This window comes from Burkholderia sp. D-99 (assembly GCF_011605345.1).
Taxonomy (GTDB): Bacteria; Pseudomonadota; Gammaproteobacteria; order Burkholderiales; family Burkholderiaceae; genus Burkholderia.
On record NZ_JAAOXM010000011.1, the window covers coordinates 261,237 to 277,112 of the forward strand.

The 15,876-nt window shown below is 70.9% G+C and carries 16 protein-coding genes and 1 pseudogene; 10 read left to right on the forward strand and 7 right to left on the reverse strand.

The features are described 5' to 3' along the window. Positions 1-54 precede the first annotated feature (54 nt). From HAV18_RS30785 to HAV18_RS30800, 4 genes are all read right to left on the reverse strand, one after another. Positions 55-837, reverse strand: a complete 783-nt coding sequence (locus tag HAV18_RS30785; RefSeq protein WP_208102181.1) for a glycosyltransferase family 2 protein — start codon at positions 835-837, stop codon at positions 55-57. A 116-nt stretch (positions 838-953) separates the two neighbouring features. Further along, on the reverse strand, positions 954-2,258 hold the full coding sequence (locus HAV18_RS30790) for an endoribonuclease L-PSP (RefSeq protein ID WP_347814788.1): 1,305 nt from the start codon (positions 2,256-2,258) through the stop codon (positions 954-956). 87 nt (positions 2,259-2,345) lie between these two features. After that, positions 2,346-3,062: a 3-oxoacyl-ACP reductase FabG gene (fabG, locus tag HAV18_RS30795; protein WP_021160651.1), complete on the reverse strand. Its 717-nt coding sequence runs from the start codon at positions 3,060-3,062 to the stop codon at positions 2,346-2,348. A gap of 95 nt (positions 3,063-3,157) precedes the next feature. Continuing rightward, positions 3,158-3,418 carry a phosphopantetheine-binding protein gene (locus HAV18_RS30800; RefSeq protein WP_166963622.1) on the reverse strand — a complete coding sequence of 87 codons (261 nt, stop codon included), beginning with the start codon at positions 3,416-3,418 and terminating at the stop codon, positions 3,158-3,160. Between the two features lie 572 nt (positions 3,419-3,990). Here HAV18_RS30800 and HAV18_RS30805 point away from each other — a divergent pair. From HAV18_RS30805 to HAV18_RS30850, 10 genes are all read left to right on the forward strand, one after another. Beyond that, entirely contained in the window at positions 3,991-4,644 is a 654-nt protein-coding gene (locus HAV18_RS30805) for a hypothetical protein (RefSeq protein ID WP_166963624.1), read from the forward strand. Between the two features lie 62 nt (positions 4,645-4,706). Further along, positions 4,707-6,461, forward strand: coding sequence for an acyl-CoA synthetase family protein (locus HAV18_RS30810; RefSeq protein ID WP_166963626.1), 1,755 nt, complete (start codon positions 4,707-4,709; stop codon positions 6,459-6,461). Next, a complete protein-coding gene (locus tag HAV18_RS30815; protein WP_166963628.1) occupies positions 6,458-7,438 on the forward strand; it encodes an acyl-CoA synthetase in 981 nt (326 codons plus the stop codon). The genes HAV18_RS30810 and HAV18_RS30815 overlap by 4 nt, the downstream gene beginning before the upstream one ends. After that, positions 7,435-8,091 carry an outer membrane lipoprotein carrier protein LolA gene (locus tag HAV18_RS30820; RefSeq protein ID WP_166963630.1) on the forward strand — a complete coding sequence of 219 codons (657 nt, stop codon included), beginning with the start codon at positions 7,435-7,437 and terminating at the stop codon, positions 8,089-8,091. The genes HAV18_RS30815 and HAV18_RS30820 overlap by 4 nt, the downstream gene beginning before the upstream one ends. Beyond that, positions 8,091-10,562 (forward strand): MMPL family transporter, encoded by a 2,472-nt coding sequence (locus tag HAV18_RS30825; RefSeq protein WP_166963632.1) that lies wholly within the window; start codon positions 8,091-8,093, stop codon positions 10,560-10,562. Before HAV18_RS30820 ends, HAV18_RS30825 begins: the two co-directional genes overlap by 1 nt. Next, the gene (locus HAV18_RS30830; protein ID WP_166963634.1) at positions 10,559-11,443 is read left to right on the forward strand and encodes a polysaccharide deacetylase family protein; all 885 of its coding nucleotides are present in this window, start codon (positions 10,559-10,561) and stop codon (positions 11,441-11,443) included. The genes HAV18_RS30825 and HAV18_RS30830 overlap by 4 nt, the downstream gene beginning before the upstream one ends. 63 nt (positions 11,444-11,506) lie before the next feature. Next, on the forward strand, positions 11,507-12,718 hold the full coding sequence (locus tag HAV18_RS30835; protein WP_166963636.1) for a beta-ketoacyl-[acyl-carrier-protein] synthase family protein: 1,212 nt from the start codon (positions 11,507-11,509) through the stop codon (positions 12,716-12,718). Positions 12,719-12,726: 8 nt separating this feature from the next. Continuing rightward, positions 12,727-13,542, forward strand: coding sequence for a beta-ketoacyl synthase chain length factor (locus HAV18_RS30840; RefSeq protein WP_166963638.1), 816 nt, complete (start codon positions 12,727-12,729; stop codon positions 13,540-13,542). After that, the gene (locus HAV18_RS30845; protein ID WP_166963640.1) at positions 13,542-14,045 is read left to right on the forward strand and encodes a hotdog family protein; all 504 of its coding nucleotides are present in this window, start codon (positions 13,542-13,544) and stop codon (positions 14,043-14,045) included. The genes HAV18_RS30840 and HAV18_RS30845 overlap by 1 nt, the downstream gene beginning before the upstream one ends. Further along, positions 14,029-14,376 (forward strand): hypothetical protein, encoded by a 348-nt coding sequence (locus HAV18_RS30850; protein WP_166963642.1) that lies wholly within the window; start codon positions 14,029-14,031, stop codon positions 14,374-14,376. The genes HAV18_RS30845 and HAV18_RS30850 overlap by 17 nt, the downstream gene beginning before the upstream one ends. 89 nt (positions 14,377-14,465) lie before the next feature. Here the strand turns inward: HAV18_RS30850 and HAV18_RS30855 are convergent, their stop codons facing one another. From HAV18_RS30855 to HAV18_RS30865, 3 genes and pseudogenes are all read right to left on the reverse strand, one after another. After that, entirely contained in the window at positions 14,466-14,672 is a 207-nt protein-coding gene (locus tag HAV18_RS30855; RefSeq protein WP_166963644.1) for a hypothetical protein, read from the reverse strand. A 109-nt stretch (positions 14,673-14,781) separates the two neighbouring features. Further along, complete coding sequence (gene phbB, locus HAV18_RS30860) at positions 14,782-15,525, reverse strand: acetoacetyl-CoA reductase (RefSeq protein WP_166963646.1); 744 nt, start codon at positions 15,523-15,525, stop codon at positions 14,782-14,784. Between the two features lie 217 nt (positions 15,526-15,742). Beyond that, positions 15,743-15,876 (reverse strand): annotated as a pseudogene (locus HAV18_RS30865) (acetyl-CoA C-acetyltransferase); the annotation flags it as partial.

A 15,876-nucleotide genomic window follows, 5' to 3' on the forward strand; every position in this document is an offset into this window, starting at 1 on the left:
AAAATAGAGCAATCGCCGCGGCCGGGCGACGATCGGAATGGAAATCGGGCTCGCTCAGGCCGTCTGATCGTGGCGTCGCGTCAGCTTCCGCGCGACCAGCATCGGCAGCCGCACCGCAAAGCCGGTGAAAAGGCGCAGGTGCATCCACGCAAGCAGCGCGTTGTCGCGGCCGTAATGGAAGTGCGAGACGCCGCCCTCGTGCCGGCCGAAATAGCGCACCGGCGCGTCGATGCGGATCGGGCGCACGCCGGCCCAGCACAGCCGCACGGCCGCCTCGGGATCGAAGTCGAAGCCGCGCATCCACGGCTGGCGGCGCATGATCGCGGCCAGCGGCGCGACCGGATACACGCGAAACCCGTACAGCGAATCGCCGATTCCGGCCCACAGCGTCTCGAGGTCGGCCCATGCGTTCGACAGCCGGCGGCCCTGCACGCGCAACTGCGGCGCGCTCGCGTCGAACTTCGGCACGCCCAGCACCATCGCGTCGGGTGCGGCCTGTGACGCAGCCATGAACGCGGGAATCAGGTCGGCCGGATGCTGGCCGTCGGAATCCATCGTCAATACATGCGTAAAACCGCTCGCGGCCGCCGCGTCGAGCCCGGCGAGCACCGCGGCGCCCTTGCCGCGGTTCTCCGGCAGCACGATCACGCGCAACCCCGGGTCGCGCTCGGCCATGGCCTGCAGCCGTTCGGCGCTGCCGTCGGTGCTGCCGTCGACGACGACCCACACCGGATTCCACTGCGCTCGCGCATTGCGCACGGTCGTGTCGACCTTGGTGCCCGGGTTGTAGCTCGGAATCAGGACGAGATGGGTGGACGAGGCGTGCAGCTTGGACATGGAAACGGCCGATTGCGGAGACAGGGATCCTGACAAAAGTTTATGACTTGCCGGCGACCGCCGGCAGGCTTCGTCGACGCCCGGGGCCGGCTGCCGGATCGTGAGGCTCTCGCGCTTCATGACAGCCACGCCTCCTCATGACCCGCGCTGGCCTCGATCTCGACCAGCAGGTCGTCACGGCACACGTCCGCATGGACGACGAGCGGCCGCACGCCGGGGCCGGCCGCCTCGCGCAGCACGTGCTCGATGGCGGCCAGCGCCGCGGCATCGCCGGCGTCGCGCACGTAGACGCGATAGCTCAGGTCGGCGAGCGTGAACGGGCCGTGCCCCTGGCGCGCGGCCTGCTCGAGCACGGCCGCGAGGTTCGCGACCGTCTCGCGCGTTTGCGCGACGACGTCGCCGGGATGCACGGTGCGATGCCCGACGATGCTCGCGGTGCCCGAAACGAACAGCACCGGCGCGGCATCGCCCGCCGACCATGCGGCTGCGCGCGCGAACGTCGGGGCACGCGGGCCGTACTGCGCCGGATAGTGATACGCGCTGACCTGGCGCGGGTTCTCGACCGGATCGGCCGGCGTGCGGCTCGCGAGGAAATGGATCGCGAGCGGCGCGTCCGGTGACGCATCGCCCGCGACCGGCTCGACCGAACCGAGCGCGCACGCGGCCGGCACGCCGCCCGTCAGCGCGCGGCGGCACGCGTCGAAGGCGTGCTGGCGGCCGATATTGAACTGACGATAGCGCTCGACCCCGAACTGCACCGCATTGATCGCCGGCACGGTATTCCAGATGCGCAGCGGATGCGGCATGCCGAGCGAATCGAGCACGTCGAACAGCGCGCGGTACGCATCGTGCGTCGCGCGCTCGAGCGGCGTGCCGCCGTCGTGATGCGCGTCGGGCATTTCGTGCTCGTGCACGACGATGCTGCCGAACACGAGGCCCGCCGTTTCGCTGTAGCGATAGTGCAGCGCGCCGCGTCGTTCGCTGCGCAGGTCGCGCGCATTGCATTGCCAGATTTCGCAGACGGCATCGTCGGGCGCGATGCCGGCGCCGAGCAGCGCCATCGGCACCGGCGCGACCGGCAGGTCGGGCACGACATCCGCCAGCATCCGCGCCGCGGCGTCCGCGTGCGATTCGGTTCGGGATGCGTGCTGCAGGTCGGCCGCGCCGATGCACACCGCGCCCAATGCGCCGGGCAACACGTGGTCGAACCCGTCACCGCGGCTGCATGCATCGTGCAGCAACGCGGCGAGCCGCGCATGGCTCATCCGGACGAGCCGCAGCGCGCGGTCACTGTCGTGCGCGAGCGGCGCGCAGGGTCGCGATGCGGCCGGCCCACCCGCCGTCTGCCCGCTTGCGACCGGCGCGACGGAGGACGACAGGGAACACGGACGCCATTCGGCGTCGACTGGATGCACGGACACTTCGATTTCCTCACTATGCGGCGCTGGCCGCATAACTTCGCGGCATGCGCCGCGTTGCGTTACGTCACGCCGACGCTGCGCGCTTCGTCATGCGAGCCCGCCGTTGACGGACAGCACCTGCCCCGTCACATAGGCCGCGGCGTCGGACACCAGGTACGCGACCATCGCCGCGACTTCGTCGGGCCGGCCCGCGCGCTGCGCGGGCACGAGCTGCTTGATGCGTTCGGCGGGAAACGCCTGTTCGGCCATCGGCGATTCGATGATGCCGGGCGCGACCGCGTTCACGGTGATGCCGCGCGACGCGAGCTCCAGCGACAGCGACTTCGTCGCGCCAATCAGCCCCGCCTTCGCGGCCGCGTAGTTGACCTGCCCGCGATTGCCGGTCACGCCGGCCACCGACGCGATGTTGACGATCCGTCCGCGCCGCGTGCGGATCATCGGCAACAGCAGCGGCTGCGTGACGTTGAAGAAGCCGTTGAGCGTCACGTCGATCACGCTGTGCCACTGCCGGCGCGACATGCCGGCCATCGGCGCATCGTCGTGAATGCCCGCGTTGTTGACGAGGATCTGCACCGGCGCGTCGTCGGCAAGCGGCGCGAGCGCGGCGAGCGTCGCATCGGCGTCGGTCACGTCGAACGCGATCGCGCGCGCGGTGCCGCCGGCCGCGACGATCTGCTGCGCGACTGCCTCCGCCTGCGCGAGATGGCGGTTCGCATGCACCCACACTTCATGGCCGGCCTGCGCGAGCGCCGTGCAGATCGCCTGCCCGAGTGCGCCGCTGCCGCCCGTCACGAGCGCCCGCATCGAATTGCTCCGTTCATCGCGTTTCACCTCGATCGACGCGGCCGCGTATCGTCTGCCGATCGCGGCCGCCTGCCGTCATCATCTGCGCGCCGCCGTCACTTCGTGCGGTGCGCGGCGACGTACCCAGCCAGTGCACCGAGCGTCGCGAAGATCTTCTGGTTGTCCGGATTGTCCGAACGCAGCTCGAAGCCGTACTTCTTCGAGATCAGCAGTGCGATTTCCAGGATGTCGATGGAGTCGAGCCCGAACCCCTCGCCATACAGCGGGGTGTCGGCCGTCACTGTTTCGAGCGGGACGTCTTCGAGATTCAGTTCGCCGATGATCAGCGTAGCGAGCTCTTGTTCCAGTGCGTTCATCATGCGTGCGGGCAGGCGGCCCGTGGCAGCGGAAGGCGCCCGGAAACGGCAATCGCCATGCACGCCCGGCGCGTGCAAATCTCCGTCCCTCCGGCGTCTGCCGGCTTCCCCGCCTGCGTTATTTGGGGATCGTTTGTAAAAGTTACGCGGATTCTAGACGAACGGGTATCGGGCCGTATACCGCCAATGGTTACAGACTGGCGGGCCGGCGCCGCGGCCCGTTGCGGGACCCGAATGCACCAGACGCTTGAGCCGCTTTGGAAGGAAATGGACCGACCCCGAGAAACCGTTCGTCCGGCGCCATACAATCGGTTACAAAAGCCGTTCGCGCCCGCCCCGAACACGCGGTGCCGCGGCCCTAAAATGAGCGTGCCCGACCACCGGCCCGGACCTGCGTCCCGGCCGCCATTCATATGATGTTTGACGGCCCGACCCTCGCGTCCGGCCACGATCCGCCCGATGTCGCCAGTCATGCCGCACCCGCCCTTCCGCTCCGTTCCGGTTCGCCTCTCCGCCCGCTGCTGCCCGGCTGCCGGTAGCGGGTACCCGCGCCATGCGTGTGGAGGCCGCCGATGAGCCGGCTGCTGCCTGTCGCACGCGGCGTCGCCGCGGTCGGCGCCGTCGCGGCGTACCAGGCCGGCGCGCACTACGCGGCCGCGACGCCCGGCGCGCACGGCTTCGGCCTCGCGATGGCGCTCGTGCCGCCGCTGCTGCTCGCGCTCGGCGCGGCACTGCGCTCGCCGCATCGCATCGGGTTCGTGCCGGCGTGGCTGCTGGTCGCCGCCGCACTGTGGGCCGCGCGCGCGCCGCTCGCCCGGCATTTCGAATGGGGCCTGTACCTGGAACACGCAAGTTTCAACCTCGCGATGGCGCTGCTGTTCGGCCGCACGCTCGCGGCCGGCAAGGTGCCGCTGTGCACGCGTTTCGCGACGATGATTCACGGCACGATCACGCCGGCCGTCGCGCACTACACGCGGCAGATCACGCTTGCGTGGACGCTGTTCTTCGTCGCGATCGCCGCCGTGTCGACGCTGCTGTTCGCGACCGCACCGATCGTCACGTGGTCGACGTTCGCGAACTACCTGTCGCTGCCGCTCGTCGCCGTGATGTTCGCGGCCGAGCATGCGTGCCGACGCTTCGCACTGCCGCACGAACCGCGGCCGCGCATGGTCGATGCGGTGCGCGCGTATCGCGCGACGACACACGCCTCGCAGGCGTCACGATGAATTCACGGCCGGCGCCGCCGCAACGCGGCCGCGCCGGCTTTCGCTCCTGTTTAGACCGTTTTATGCCGACTCACCCGCTGGTTTTCCATTCGTCGCCGGACCAGACGATCGCCTGGCGCGACGGCGCGCCCGTCACCGTGCGCGCGTTCGTCGCCGACGTCGTGCGCGTGGCCGCCGCGCTGCCCGCGGGCGCGCACGTGTTCAACGTGTGCCGCGACCGCTACCGCTTCGCGGTCAGCCTGTGCGCCGCGCTCGTTGCCGGCAAGGTCAGCCTGCTGCCGTCGACGCACACCCCGGAAATGGTCCGCCAGCTCGCCTCGTTCGCGCCCGACGCGTTCTGCCTGCACGACGCGCCCGACTGCATGATCGACCTGCCGCGCTTCGCGTACCCCGATGCCGCCCCCGGCGAGCTTGCGAACGACGCGCCGTTCGCCGTACCGCAGATCGATGCGGCGCGGATCATGGCCTACGTATTCACGTCCGGCTCGACCGGCGCGCCGGTGCCGCACCGCAAGACCTGGGGCTTCCTGGTCGGCTGCGTGCGCGCGGCGGCCGACCGCCTCGGGCTGCTCGACGGCCGCGCGGCCACGCTGATCGGCACGGTGCCTGCGCAGCACATGTACGGCTTCGAGTCGACGGTGCTGCTCGCGCTGATCGGCGGCCTCGCGTTCAGCAACCGCCAGCCGTTCTACCCGGTCGACATTCGCGACGAACTCGACGCGATCCCGCAGCCGCGCGTGCTCGTCACGTCGCCGATCCACCTGCGGGCGCTGCTGGCGGCCGGCCATGCGCTGCCGCGCGCGGCGCTCGTGCTGTCGGCCACCGCGCCGCTGTCGGAAAAGCTCGCGTGCGAAGCCGAGGCCGCGCTCGACGCGCCGCTCGTCGAGATCTACGGCAGCACCGAAACCGGCCAGATCGCCACCCGTCGCACGTCGCAAGGCGCGACGTGGGAGCTGTTCCCGGATATCCGGCTCGACGCGCGCGACGAACCGGAAAGTGACGACGGCGAGCCGACGATCTGGGTATCGGGCGGGCACGTCGAGGCGCCCGTGCCGATGGGCGATGCGCTCGAACCGCTCGGCGACGGCCGGTTCCTGCTGCACGGCCGCAAGGCCGACCTCGTCAACATCGCCGGCAAGCGCACGTCGCTCGCGTACCTGAACCATCAGCTCAATGCGATTCCGCAGGTGATCGACGGCGTGTTCTTCATGCCCGACGAAGCCGCGCCTGCGCACGCCGACGCGGGCCTCGAACCGGTCACGCGCCTCGTCGCGCTAGTTGTCGCACCAACGCTCGCGGCAGCCGATCTGCAGCGCGCGCTGCGCGAGCGGATCGATCCCGCGTTCATGCCGCGCCCGCTCGTGTTCGTCGATGCGCTGCCGCGCAACGAAACCGGCAAGCTGCCGCGCGACGTGCTCGCCGCACTCGTTGCGCAGCATGCGCGCGCGGCGGCCGTGCCAGTGCCAGTGCCAGTGCCAGTGCCCGATACGGCCAGCACACCCGTGCTCGAGTTCACGATTCCCGTCGATCACCCGGCACTACCCGGCCACTTCCCCGACCATCCGGTCGTGCCGGGCGTCGTGCTGCTCGATCACGCGATCCATGCGCTCGGCACGGCGCTGAAGCGCCCGCTGCACGCGTGGCGGCTCGGGTCCGCGAAATTCCTGAGCCCGGTCGCGCCGGGCGAACCGCTCGATCTCGCGTACGACGCCGCGCCCAGCGGCGCGATCCGCTTCACGCTGCGTGCCGGGTCGCGCGAGGTCGCGAGCGGCGTGCTGTCCGCGCCGCCGGCCATGCAGGATGGCGCGCAGCCATGAAGCGCACCACCGCGTGGGCCGAACGCCAGGAGCGCAGCAATGCGGGCTTGCTGCGCGCGATGACGTGGATCTCGCTGCGCTTCGGCCGGCAGCGCGCGCGCGTCGTGCTGCACCTGATCGCGACGTATTTCGTGCTGTTTTCGCCGGTCGCGTGCGCGGCGTCGCGCGACTACCTGCGCCGCGTGCTCGGCCGCCCCGCGCGCTGGCGCGACGTATACCGGCACGTGTTCACGTTCGCGGCAACGATCCACGATCGCATCTACCTGATGAACGGGCGCTTCGACCTGTTCGACATCCGGCTGCACGGCGAAACGCTCGTCGATGACGCGCTCGCGGGCGGACGCGGCGCGTTCCTGATGGGCGCGCATCTCGGCAGCTTCGAGGTCGTGCGCGCAATCGGCCGCACGCACCCGGACCTGCGCGTCGTCGTGACGATGTACGAGAAGAACGCGCGCAAGATCAACGCGACGCTCGCCGCGGTGAATCCCGCCGCGCAGCCGGAAGTGATTCCGCTCGGGCAGGTCGACTCGATGCTGAAGGTGCGCGAGCGCCTCGACGCGAACTGCATGGTCGGCATGCTCGCCGACCGCACGCTGCTCGACGACGCGGCCGCGTCGCTGCGGCGGCTGCCGCTGCTCGGCGCGCCGGCCGCGTTCCCGCTCGGGCCGCTCTACATGGCCGCGATGCTGCGGCGCCCGGTGATCTTCATGACGGGCCTCTATCGCGACGGCAACCGCTACGATGTGCACTTCGAAACGCTCGCCGATTTCTCCGACGTGCGGCGCGACGCGCGCGCGGCGGCCGTCGACGCGGCACTCGCGCGCTACGTCGCGCTGCTCGACAAGCACTGTCGCGAGGCACCGTACAACTGGTTCAACTATTTCGATTTCTGGCACGGCGGCGATGCCGCGACCGCGCGCCGCGACGCCGCGAGCGCCGGTGCCGGCCTGTCCGCCACGAGGGATTCCGACGCATGACCGCTGCTCGCCGCTGCCTGCCCACGCTCACGCCCGCGCTGCTTCGCGCCGTCCGCACGCTGGCCGCCGCCATCGCTGCCAGCACCGCCGCGATCGTGCTGGCCGCCACGCCCGCGCAGGCGGCCGACACCACGCCGGCGTGGACTCTCGACCGGCTGATGTCGACGCTCGCGCAGCACAAGTCGGGGCGTGCGACGTTCACCGAGACGAAGTACCTGTCGATCGCGACGCAGCCGGTCGAGTCGTCCGGCGAACTCGTGTTCGTCGCGCCCGACCATCTCGAGAAGCACACGCTGAGCCCGAAGCCCGAACACCTCGTCGTCGACGGCGACATGCTCACCGTCGAGCGCAACAACCACAAGTACACGCTCGCGCTCGCACGCTATCCGGAACTCGGCGCGTTCATCGACAGCATCCGCGCGACGCTCGCCGGCAACCGCTTCGCGCTCGAGCAGGTCTACAAGGTCGCACTCGCCGGGCGCGGCGACGACTGGACACTGACGCTCACGCCGCTCGACTCGCGGATGCTGAAGGTCGTCAGCACGATCACGCTCGACGGCTCGCGCGACCTGTTGCGCAGTGTCGCGATCCGGCAGGCCGACGGCGACCGTTCGGTGATGCGCCTGCAACCCGTTCCGGCGAACCCGAACTGATGGACGAGCGCACCCGGCCCCCTTCGTCGCCGGTCGCCCGCCGCCTGCACGCGCTGCGGCAGCGCGCGGTGCTCGTGTGGCTGCTCGCGCTGCTCGCGTGCGGCGTCGCGATCGGGCGCGCGCACTTCACGGCCGACCTGTCCGCATTCCTGCCGAGTTCGCCGAGCGCCGGGCAGCGCGTGCTCGTCGACCAGTTGCGCGACGGCATCGTGTCACGGCTGATCCTCGTCGCGATCGACGGCGGCGATGCGGCCACGCGCGCCGCACTGTCGCGGCGCGTTGCCGGCGCACTGCGCACCGAACCGCAATTCGCGGCCGTGCACAACGGCGAAGCCGCGAACGACGCCCGCGACCGGCAGTTCATCTTCGATCACCGTTACCTGCTGAGCCCGGCCGTCACGCCGCAGCACTTCAGCACCGCCGGCCTGCACCTGGCGCTCGGCGACAGCCTCGACCTGCTGAGCTCGTCGGCCGGCCTCGTGGCCAAGGCGATGCTGCCGCGCGACCCGACCGGCGAAGTCGCCACGCTCGTCGACCAGCTCGACAGCGCGGCGGAACCGGCGAGCCGCGACGGCGTGTGGGCATCGCGCGACGGCACGCGCGCGGTGCTCGTCGTGCAGACGGCCGCCGCCGGTTCCGCTACCGACGCCCAGGCCCGCGCGATCGACACGGTGCGCCGCGCGTTCGCCGCCGCAAAGCAGGCCGTGCCGAACGCCGCCGCGGCCACGCTCGCGATGACGGGCCCCGGCGTGTTCTCGGTCGACACGCGCGACACGATCCGGCACGACGTCGAACGGCTGTCGACGGCGAGCGTCGTGCTGATCGTCGCGCTGCTGCTGACGCTGTACCGCTCGCCGCGCACGCTCGCGCTCGGCTTGCTGCCGGTGCTGACGGGCGTCGCTGCGGGAATCGCGGCGGTCAGCGTCGTGTTCGGCACGGTCCACGGGCTGACGCTCGGCTTCGGTACGACGCTGATCGGCGAAGCCGTCGACTATTCGATCTACCTGTTCGTGCAATCGGCGCAGGGCGGCACGCGCGGCACGGTACGCCCGGGCGATGCGACGCGCGCATGGGTCGCCGCGTACTGGCCGACGATCCGGCTCGGCGTGCTGACGTCCGTGTGCGGTTTCGCGTCGATGCTGTTCTCCGGGTTCCCGGGCCTCGTGCAACTCGGGCTGTATTCGATCGTCGGACTGACGGCCGCCGCGCTCGTCACGCGCTTCGTGCTGCCGCACCTGCGCGGCGAGCATGTCGCGATCCGCGACGTGTCGCGCGTCGGCGCCGTGCTCGCGCGCGCGGCCGACGCCGCGCCGCGGCTGCGCTGGCCGCTCGCCGTGCTGGTGATCGCCGCGGGCGCGACGCTCGTGCTGCATCGCGACGGCCTGTGGAGCCGCGAGCTCGCCGCGCTCAGCCCCGTGCCGGCGCAAGCGCAGGCGCTCGACGCACGCCTGCGCGCCGACGTCGGTGCGCCCGACGTGCGCTTCCTCGTCGTAATTGCCGCGCCGACCGAACAGGCCGCGCTCGAACGCGCTGAACAGGTCGCCGCGCAATTGCAGCCGCTCGTCGACCAGGGCACGCTCGCGGGTTTCGAAAGCCCCGCGCGCTACCTGCCGAGCGACGCGGCGCAGCGCGCGCGCCTGGCGAGCCTGCCGGATGCCGACGTGCTCGCCGCGCGGATGCGCGACGCCGTCGCGAACCAGCCGATATCGGTCAAGCCCGACCTGTTCGCGCCGTTCATCGCCGACGTCGAGGCCGCTCGCCACGCGCCGCTGCTGACGCACGCGGACCTGCGCGGCACGTCGATGGCGCTCGCCGTCGATGCGCTGCTGACCGAACGTGACGGCCGCTGGAGCGCGATGCTGCCGCTGCGCGCGCCGGATGCCGCCCGCACCGCGCAACCGGCATCGAGTCTCGATGCAACGCCGATTCGCGCGGCCGTCGCGCGCGCGGGCGTGCCCGATGCGCTGTTCGTCGACATGAAGGCCGAAGCCGATCGCCTGTACGTGAGCTATGTGCACGAGGACATCCGGCTGTCGCTCGCGGGTTTTGTCGCGATCACCGTGCTGCTGCTGATCGCACTACGCTCGCCGCGCCGTGTCATGCGCGCGCTCGCACCGCTCGTCGCGGCCGTGCTGGTCGTGACGGCCGGCTTCGCGCTCGCCGGCGTGCAACTGACGATCCTGCATCTGGTCGGGATGCTGCTGATCGTGGCGGTCGGCTCGAACTACGCGCTGTTCTTCTGCAAGCGCGACGACGCGCAGCCCGTCACGCCCCACACGCTCGTGTCGCTGCTGATCGCGAACCTCGCGACGGTCGCCGGCTTCGGGCTGCTGGCGCTGTCGCGCGTGCCGCTGCTCGAAACCTTCGGGCTGACCGTCGGCCCGGGCGCGATGCTCGCGCTCGCGTTCGCGGCGATTCTCGCGCCGCGCACGGCCGCAGCCGGCAACCGTCAGCAAGGAAGCCGCGCATGAATGCACCGTCGTCCGTTCCGTCGCGACCGCCCGGCGATGCGCGCCGCTGGAAGCCCACGCCGCTGATCGCGGGCACTGCCGCGCTGCATGCGGGCGCGGCAGCAGCCGTCGTCGCGCAGCCGGCCGCGTGGCCGTGGGCGGTCGGCGGTGTGGTCGCGTCGCATCTCGTGCTGACCGCCGCCGGCCTGTGGCCGCGCAGCACGCTGCTCGGGCCGAACTGGACGCGCCTGCCGCCCGGTGCCGGCCGCCGGATCGCATTGACGATCGACGACGGCCCGGACCCGGACGTCACGCCGCGCGTGCTCGACCTGCTCGACCGTTACGACGCGCGCGCGACGTTCTTCTGCATCGGCGATCTCGCGCGCCGTCATCCGCGCTGGGTCGAGGCGATCGTCGCGCGCGGTCACACGATCGAGAATCACAGCCAGCGGCACCGGCACACGTTCTCGCTGTCGGGGCCCGCCGCGCTGCGGCGCGAGATCGCGGCCGCGCAAGAGACGCTGACCGAGATCGCCGGTACGCGCCCGCTGTTCTTCCGCGCGCCGGCCGGCCTGCGCAATCCGTTTCTCGAACCCGTGCTGTGCGAACTCGGCCTGCAGCTTGCGAGCTGGACGCGGCGCGGCTTCGACACGCGCGCACGCGATGCCGCGACCGTCACGCGCCGCCTGCTGCACGGTCTCGCGCCGCGCGACATCCTGCTCGTGCACGACGGCCACGCGGCGCGCGACGCGCGCGGCGAACCGGTCGTGCTCGACGTGTTGCAAGCGGTACTGCGCGCGGCCGCCGACGCGCAGCTGCCGTGGACCACGCTGCGTGCGGCGCTTGCGCCCGAACCGCCCGGCCAGCCGGGCGTTCCGGCAACCCCGTTTGATAAAATCTGACCTCGAACGACTCGCCTGCCAGCCCCGCTGCGGCGCCCGTTCCGGCCACCGGATGCGACCCTCGTGAAACCTCTCCTGCTCTCGCACTTCACCGCCACCAGCTGCATCGGCCGCGGCCTCGACGCGACCCTCGATGCGCTGCGCCACGCGCGCGGCGGGCTCACGCCCTGCGACTTCGAGCGGGCGGATCTCGACACGTGGATCGGCGCGGTGGACGGCGTCGATGCGCAGCCCGTGCGTGCCGACCTCGCCGATTTCGAGTGCCGCAACAACCGCCTCGCACAGCTCGGCCTCATGCAGGACGGCTTCGACGCACGCGTCGCGGCGGCCGTGGCGCGCCATGGCGCGGCGCGCGTCGGCGTGTTCGTCGGCACGAGCACGGCCGGCATCCTCGAGACCGAGCACGCATACCAGCGCCGCGATCCGGCGAGCGGCGCGCTGCCCGCCGACTTCCGCTACGCCCACACGCACAACCCGTATTCGCCGGCCGCGTTCGTGCGCGCGTTTTTCGCGCTGCGCGGGCCGGCGATGGCGATCTCGTCCGCATGCTCGTCCGGCGCGAAGGTGTTCGGCTCCGCGCGCCGCATGATCGAGGCGGGATTGATCGATGCGGCCGTCGTCGGCGGCGTCGATTCGCTGTGCCTGACGACGCTGTACGGCTTCAATTCGCTCGAACTGCTGTCGCGCCGGCCGTGCCGACCGTTCGACGTCGCGCGCGACGGCATCTCGATCGGCGAGGCCGCCGCGTTCGCGCTCGTCGAACGCGTGCCCGACCCGCCCGCCACGCTCGATGCCGATGCGATCCTGCTGCTCGGCATCGGCGAATCGAGCGACGCGCATCACATGTCGTCGCCGCATCCGGACGGGCTCGGCGCACGCGTCGCCATCGAGCTGGCGCTCGCGTCCGCCGGCCTTGGCGCGAACGACATCGACTACGTGAACCTGCACGGCACCGCGACGCCCAGCAACGACGCGGCCGAAAGCCGCGCGATCGGCGCGCTGTTCGCCAGCACGCCGTACAGCTCGACGAAGGGCGCGACCGGCCATACGCTCGGCGCGGCGGGCGCGCTGGAGGCGGTCGTCACCGCGCTCGCGCTGCGCGAGCAGTTCGTGCCGGCCGGCGTCAACACGACGCAACCCGACCCGGCACTCGTCGCCGACTACGTGCTCGCGAGCCGCGATGCGCGCGTGCGCGCCGTCCTCTCCAATTCGTTCGGCTTCGGCGGCACGAATTGCAGCCTGATCCTCGGCCGCGCCGACCACGCACGCCGTTGAGGCCCGCCATGACACTGACCGCCTTCATCGAAAGCATCGGCCTCGTCGGGCCCGGATTGAACGACTGGCCGCACGCGGCCGACGTGCTCGCGGGACGCGCGCCATATGCGCCGGCCCGCACCGAGCTGCCGCCGCCGGCCGGCCTGCCGTCTGCCGAGCGGCGCCGCACGGGTCCCGTCGTGCGCGTGGCGCTCGCGGCCGGCCACGAAGCTGTGGCCGCAAGCGGTCGCGACGCCGCGGCGCTCGCGACCGTGTTCAGCGCATCGGGCGGCGACGGCCAGAATTGCCACGCGATCTGCGAAACGCTGGCCGGCGACGATCGCCAGCTGTCGCCGACGCGCTTCCACAACTCCGTGCACAACGCGCCAGCCGGCTACTGGAGCATCGCGACCCGCGCGATGGCGACGTCGAACGTGCTCTGCGCGCACGACGGCAGCTTCGCCGCGGGCCTGCTCGAAAGCCTGTGCCAGGTCGTGGTCGATCACGTGCCGACCCTGTTGATCGTGTACGACACCGACTATCCGGAACCGCTGCGCGCGGTGCGGCCGATCGGCGACGCGTTCGGCGTGGCACTCGTGCTCGCGCCGGAAGCAAGCGAACGCGTGCTCGCCCGCATCGACGTGCAACTCACCGACGCACCCGCGACGACGCTCGCGCATGCTGAACTCGACGTGCTGCGCGCCGGCAATCCGGCAGCGCGCGTGCTGCCGCTGCTCGAGGCGCTCGCCGCGCGGCGTTCGACGCGCGTCGTGCTCGACTACCTGGCCGATACCCGCGTGCAGGTCGATGTCGCGATGCCGGATACGTTCGCGGAGCGCGCGTGATGACCACGACGATCCCGCTCGCGCCGCCGCTCGACCACACGTGGATCGCCGCGCACATTCCGCACGACGGCGCGATGTGCCTGCTCGATACGGTCGATGCGTGGGATGCCGCCCGCATCCGCTGCACCGCGACGAGCCACCGCGATCCGCACAACCCGCTGCGCTCGCACGGTCGGCTCGCATCCGTCTGCGGAATCGAATACGCGGCGCAGGCGATGGCCGTGCACGGCGCGCTGCTCGGTGCGCAGGAAGCGCGTCCGCGCGTCGGTTATCTGGCGAGCGTGCGCAACGTCGACGCGTTCGTCGACCGGCTCGACACGTTCGCGCAGCCGCTCGTCGTCGAGGCGGAACGCGTGAGCGGCGACGCCCGCTCGGTGCTGTACGGCTTCGCGCTGCGCTGCGGCGAGCGCGTGCTGCTGTCCGGCCGCGCCGCGGTGATGCTCGACGCATCGGCACCCGGCACGTTTCGGCCGGCACCCGCCGGCCATGCGAATCCTCGATGACGAGGCTTACCCAACGGAAGGAAACCAGGTCGTGAAAGTTCGTCAGTTCATTGGCACCGCGCTCGTTCTGGCGCTGATCAGCCCGATCGCGCACGCAGACATGTCGGAAGTGAAGCAGGACATCAAGCGCGATTCGAAGGAAGCCGCGCACAAGACCGGCGAGGCGGCCCGCAGCTTCGGCCACGCGACCGCAAGCGCCGCGAAGGCGGTCGGGCACGGGGTCGCACACGTGTCGCGCGAAGGCTGGGACGCCACCAAGCGCACGACGAAGCGGATCTTCCACAAGAACGACTCGGGCGAGTCGGGTGGAAAAAGCGAAAAGAGCGATTGAGCACGGGCATCGCGCGCATCGCCGGTGGCATGCGCGCGATGCGTGACCGCTCTCAACGGTGATACGTGACTGCCGCCATGTCGCCGCCGTCAACGCGCGCCGCGCATGCGGCGCGCCGGCCTTGCCCGCACGCGCGCGAAGCACTTGCCGTACGCGACGAGCCAGCAATCGCGATGATCGAAGTTCCGCAGCAGCCGCGCACGGCGCCGCTCGAGCCAGTAGAGCGAGATCGCCATCGTCAGCGCGACGGCCAGTGCCGCGCCGCCGATCGCGAGTCCCATCCAGGTGTCGCTCATGCCTTCTCCGGAATGCGGGGCCGCATTGGCACACCTGCACCGCTGCGGCACTTGGAACCAGCGAATCACGGCCCGGCACGTGCGTGCACGCCGTCCGGGCCGCCGCGCGTCAGTGCATGTGCTGGCCGCCGTTGATCGCGATGTTGGAGCCCGTCACGAAGCCGGCCTCCTCCGAGCACAGGTAAGCGACCAGCGCCGCGACTTCCTCGGGCTTGCCGAGCCGGCCCGCCGGAATCTGCGGGAGGATCTTCGAGTCGAGGATGTCCTGCGGGATCGCCGTGACCATCTTCGTCGCGAGGTAGCCCGGCGACACCGTGTTCACCGTCACGCCCTTGCGCGCGATCTCGAGCGCGAGCGATTTCGTGAAGCCGTGCATGCCGGCCTTCGCGGCCGCGTAGTTGGTCTGGCCGACCGAACCCTTCGAGCCGTTCACCGACGAGATGTTGACGATGCGGCCCCAGCCGCGCTCGATCATGCTTTCGCAGACCGGCTTCGTCATGTTGAACACGGAATCGAGGTTCGTGCGGATCACCGCATCCCAGTTGACCTTGTCGAGCTTGCGCAGTGTCATGTCGCGCGTGATGCCCGCGTTGTTCACGAGAATGTCGACCGGGCCAACATCCCGGGCGATCTTCTCGATGCATTGCTGGCACGAATCGTGATCGGCCACGTCCACCGGATACGCGTGGAACTCGCGGCCGGCCGCATGCATCTCGGTCAGCCAGCGGTCCGCGCCGGTGTTGTTCGGCGAATACGTGACGACTACCCGGTGGCCCGCGTCGTTCAACCTGATGCTGACCGCTTCGCCGAGGCCGCCCATTCCACCAGTCACAACTGCAATTCGCTTAGTCATCCTATAAATTACCGACAAAAAAGTAATCGATGAAGGCGGGGCGACGGCATCACACATGCTGCCGCCCCACCGCTTCGATGCGCAGCCGCCCGCGTCGCGGACGCAGCACGCACCGGCACCTCGCGCTTGTTCTTGACTGCTTGTCGTGCGCGAAAACCGCTTCACCCACGCGCGGCGCCGGCCGGCGCCGCACGCGGGACGAATCGTCAGACCCCGCTCAGGCGCGCTCGACCGCGAGCGCGACGCCCATCCCGCCGCCGATGCACAGCGACGCCAGCCCGCGCTTCGCGTCGCGCTTGGCCATCTCGTGCAGCAGCGTCACCAGGATCCGGCAGCCCGACGCGCCGATCG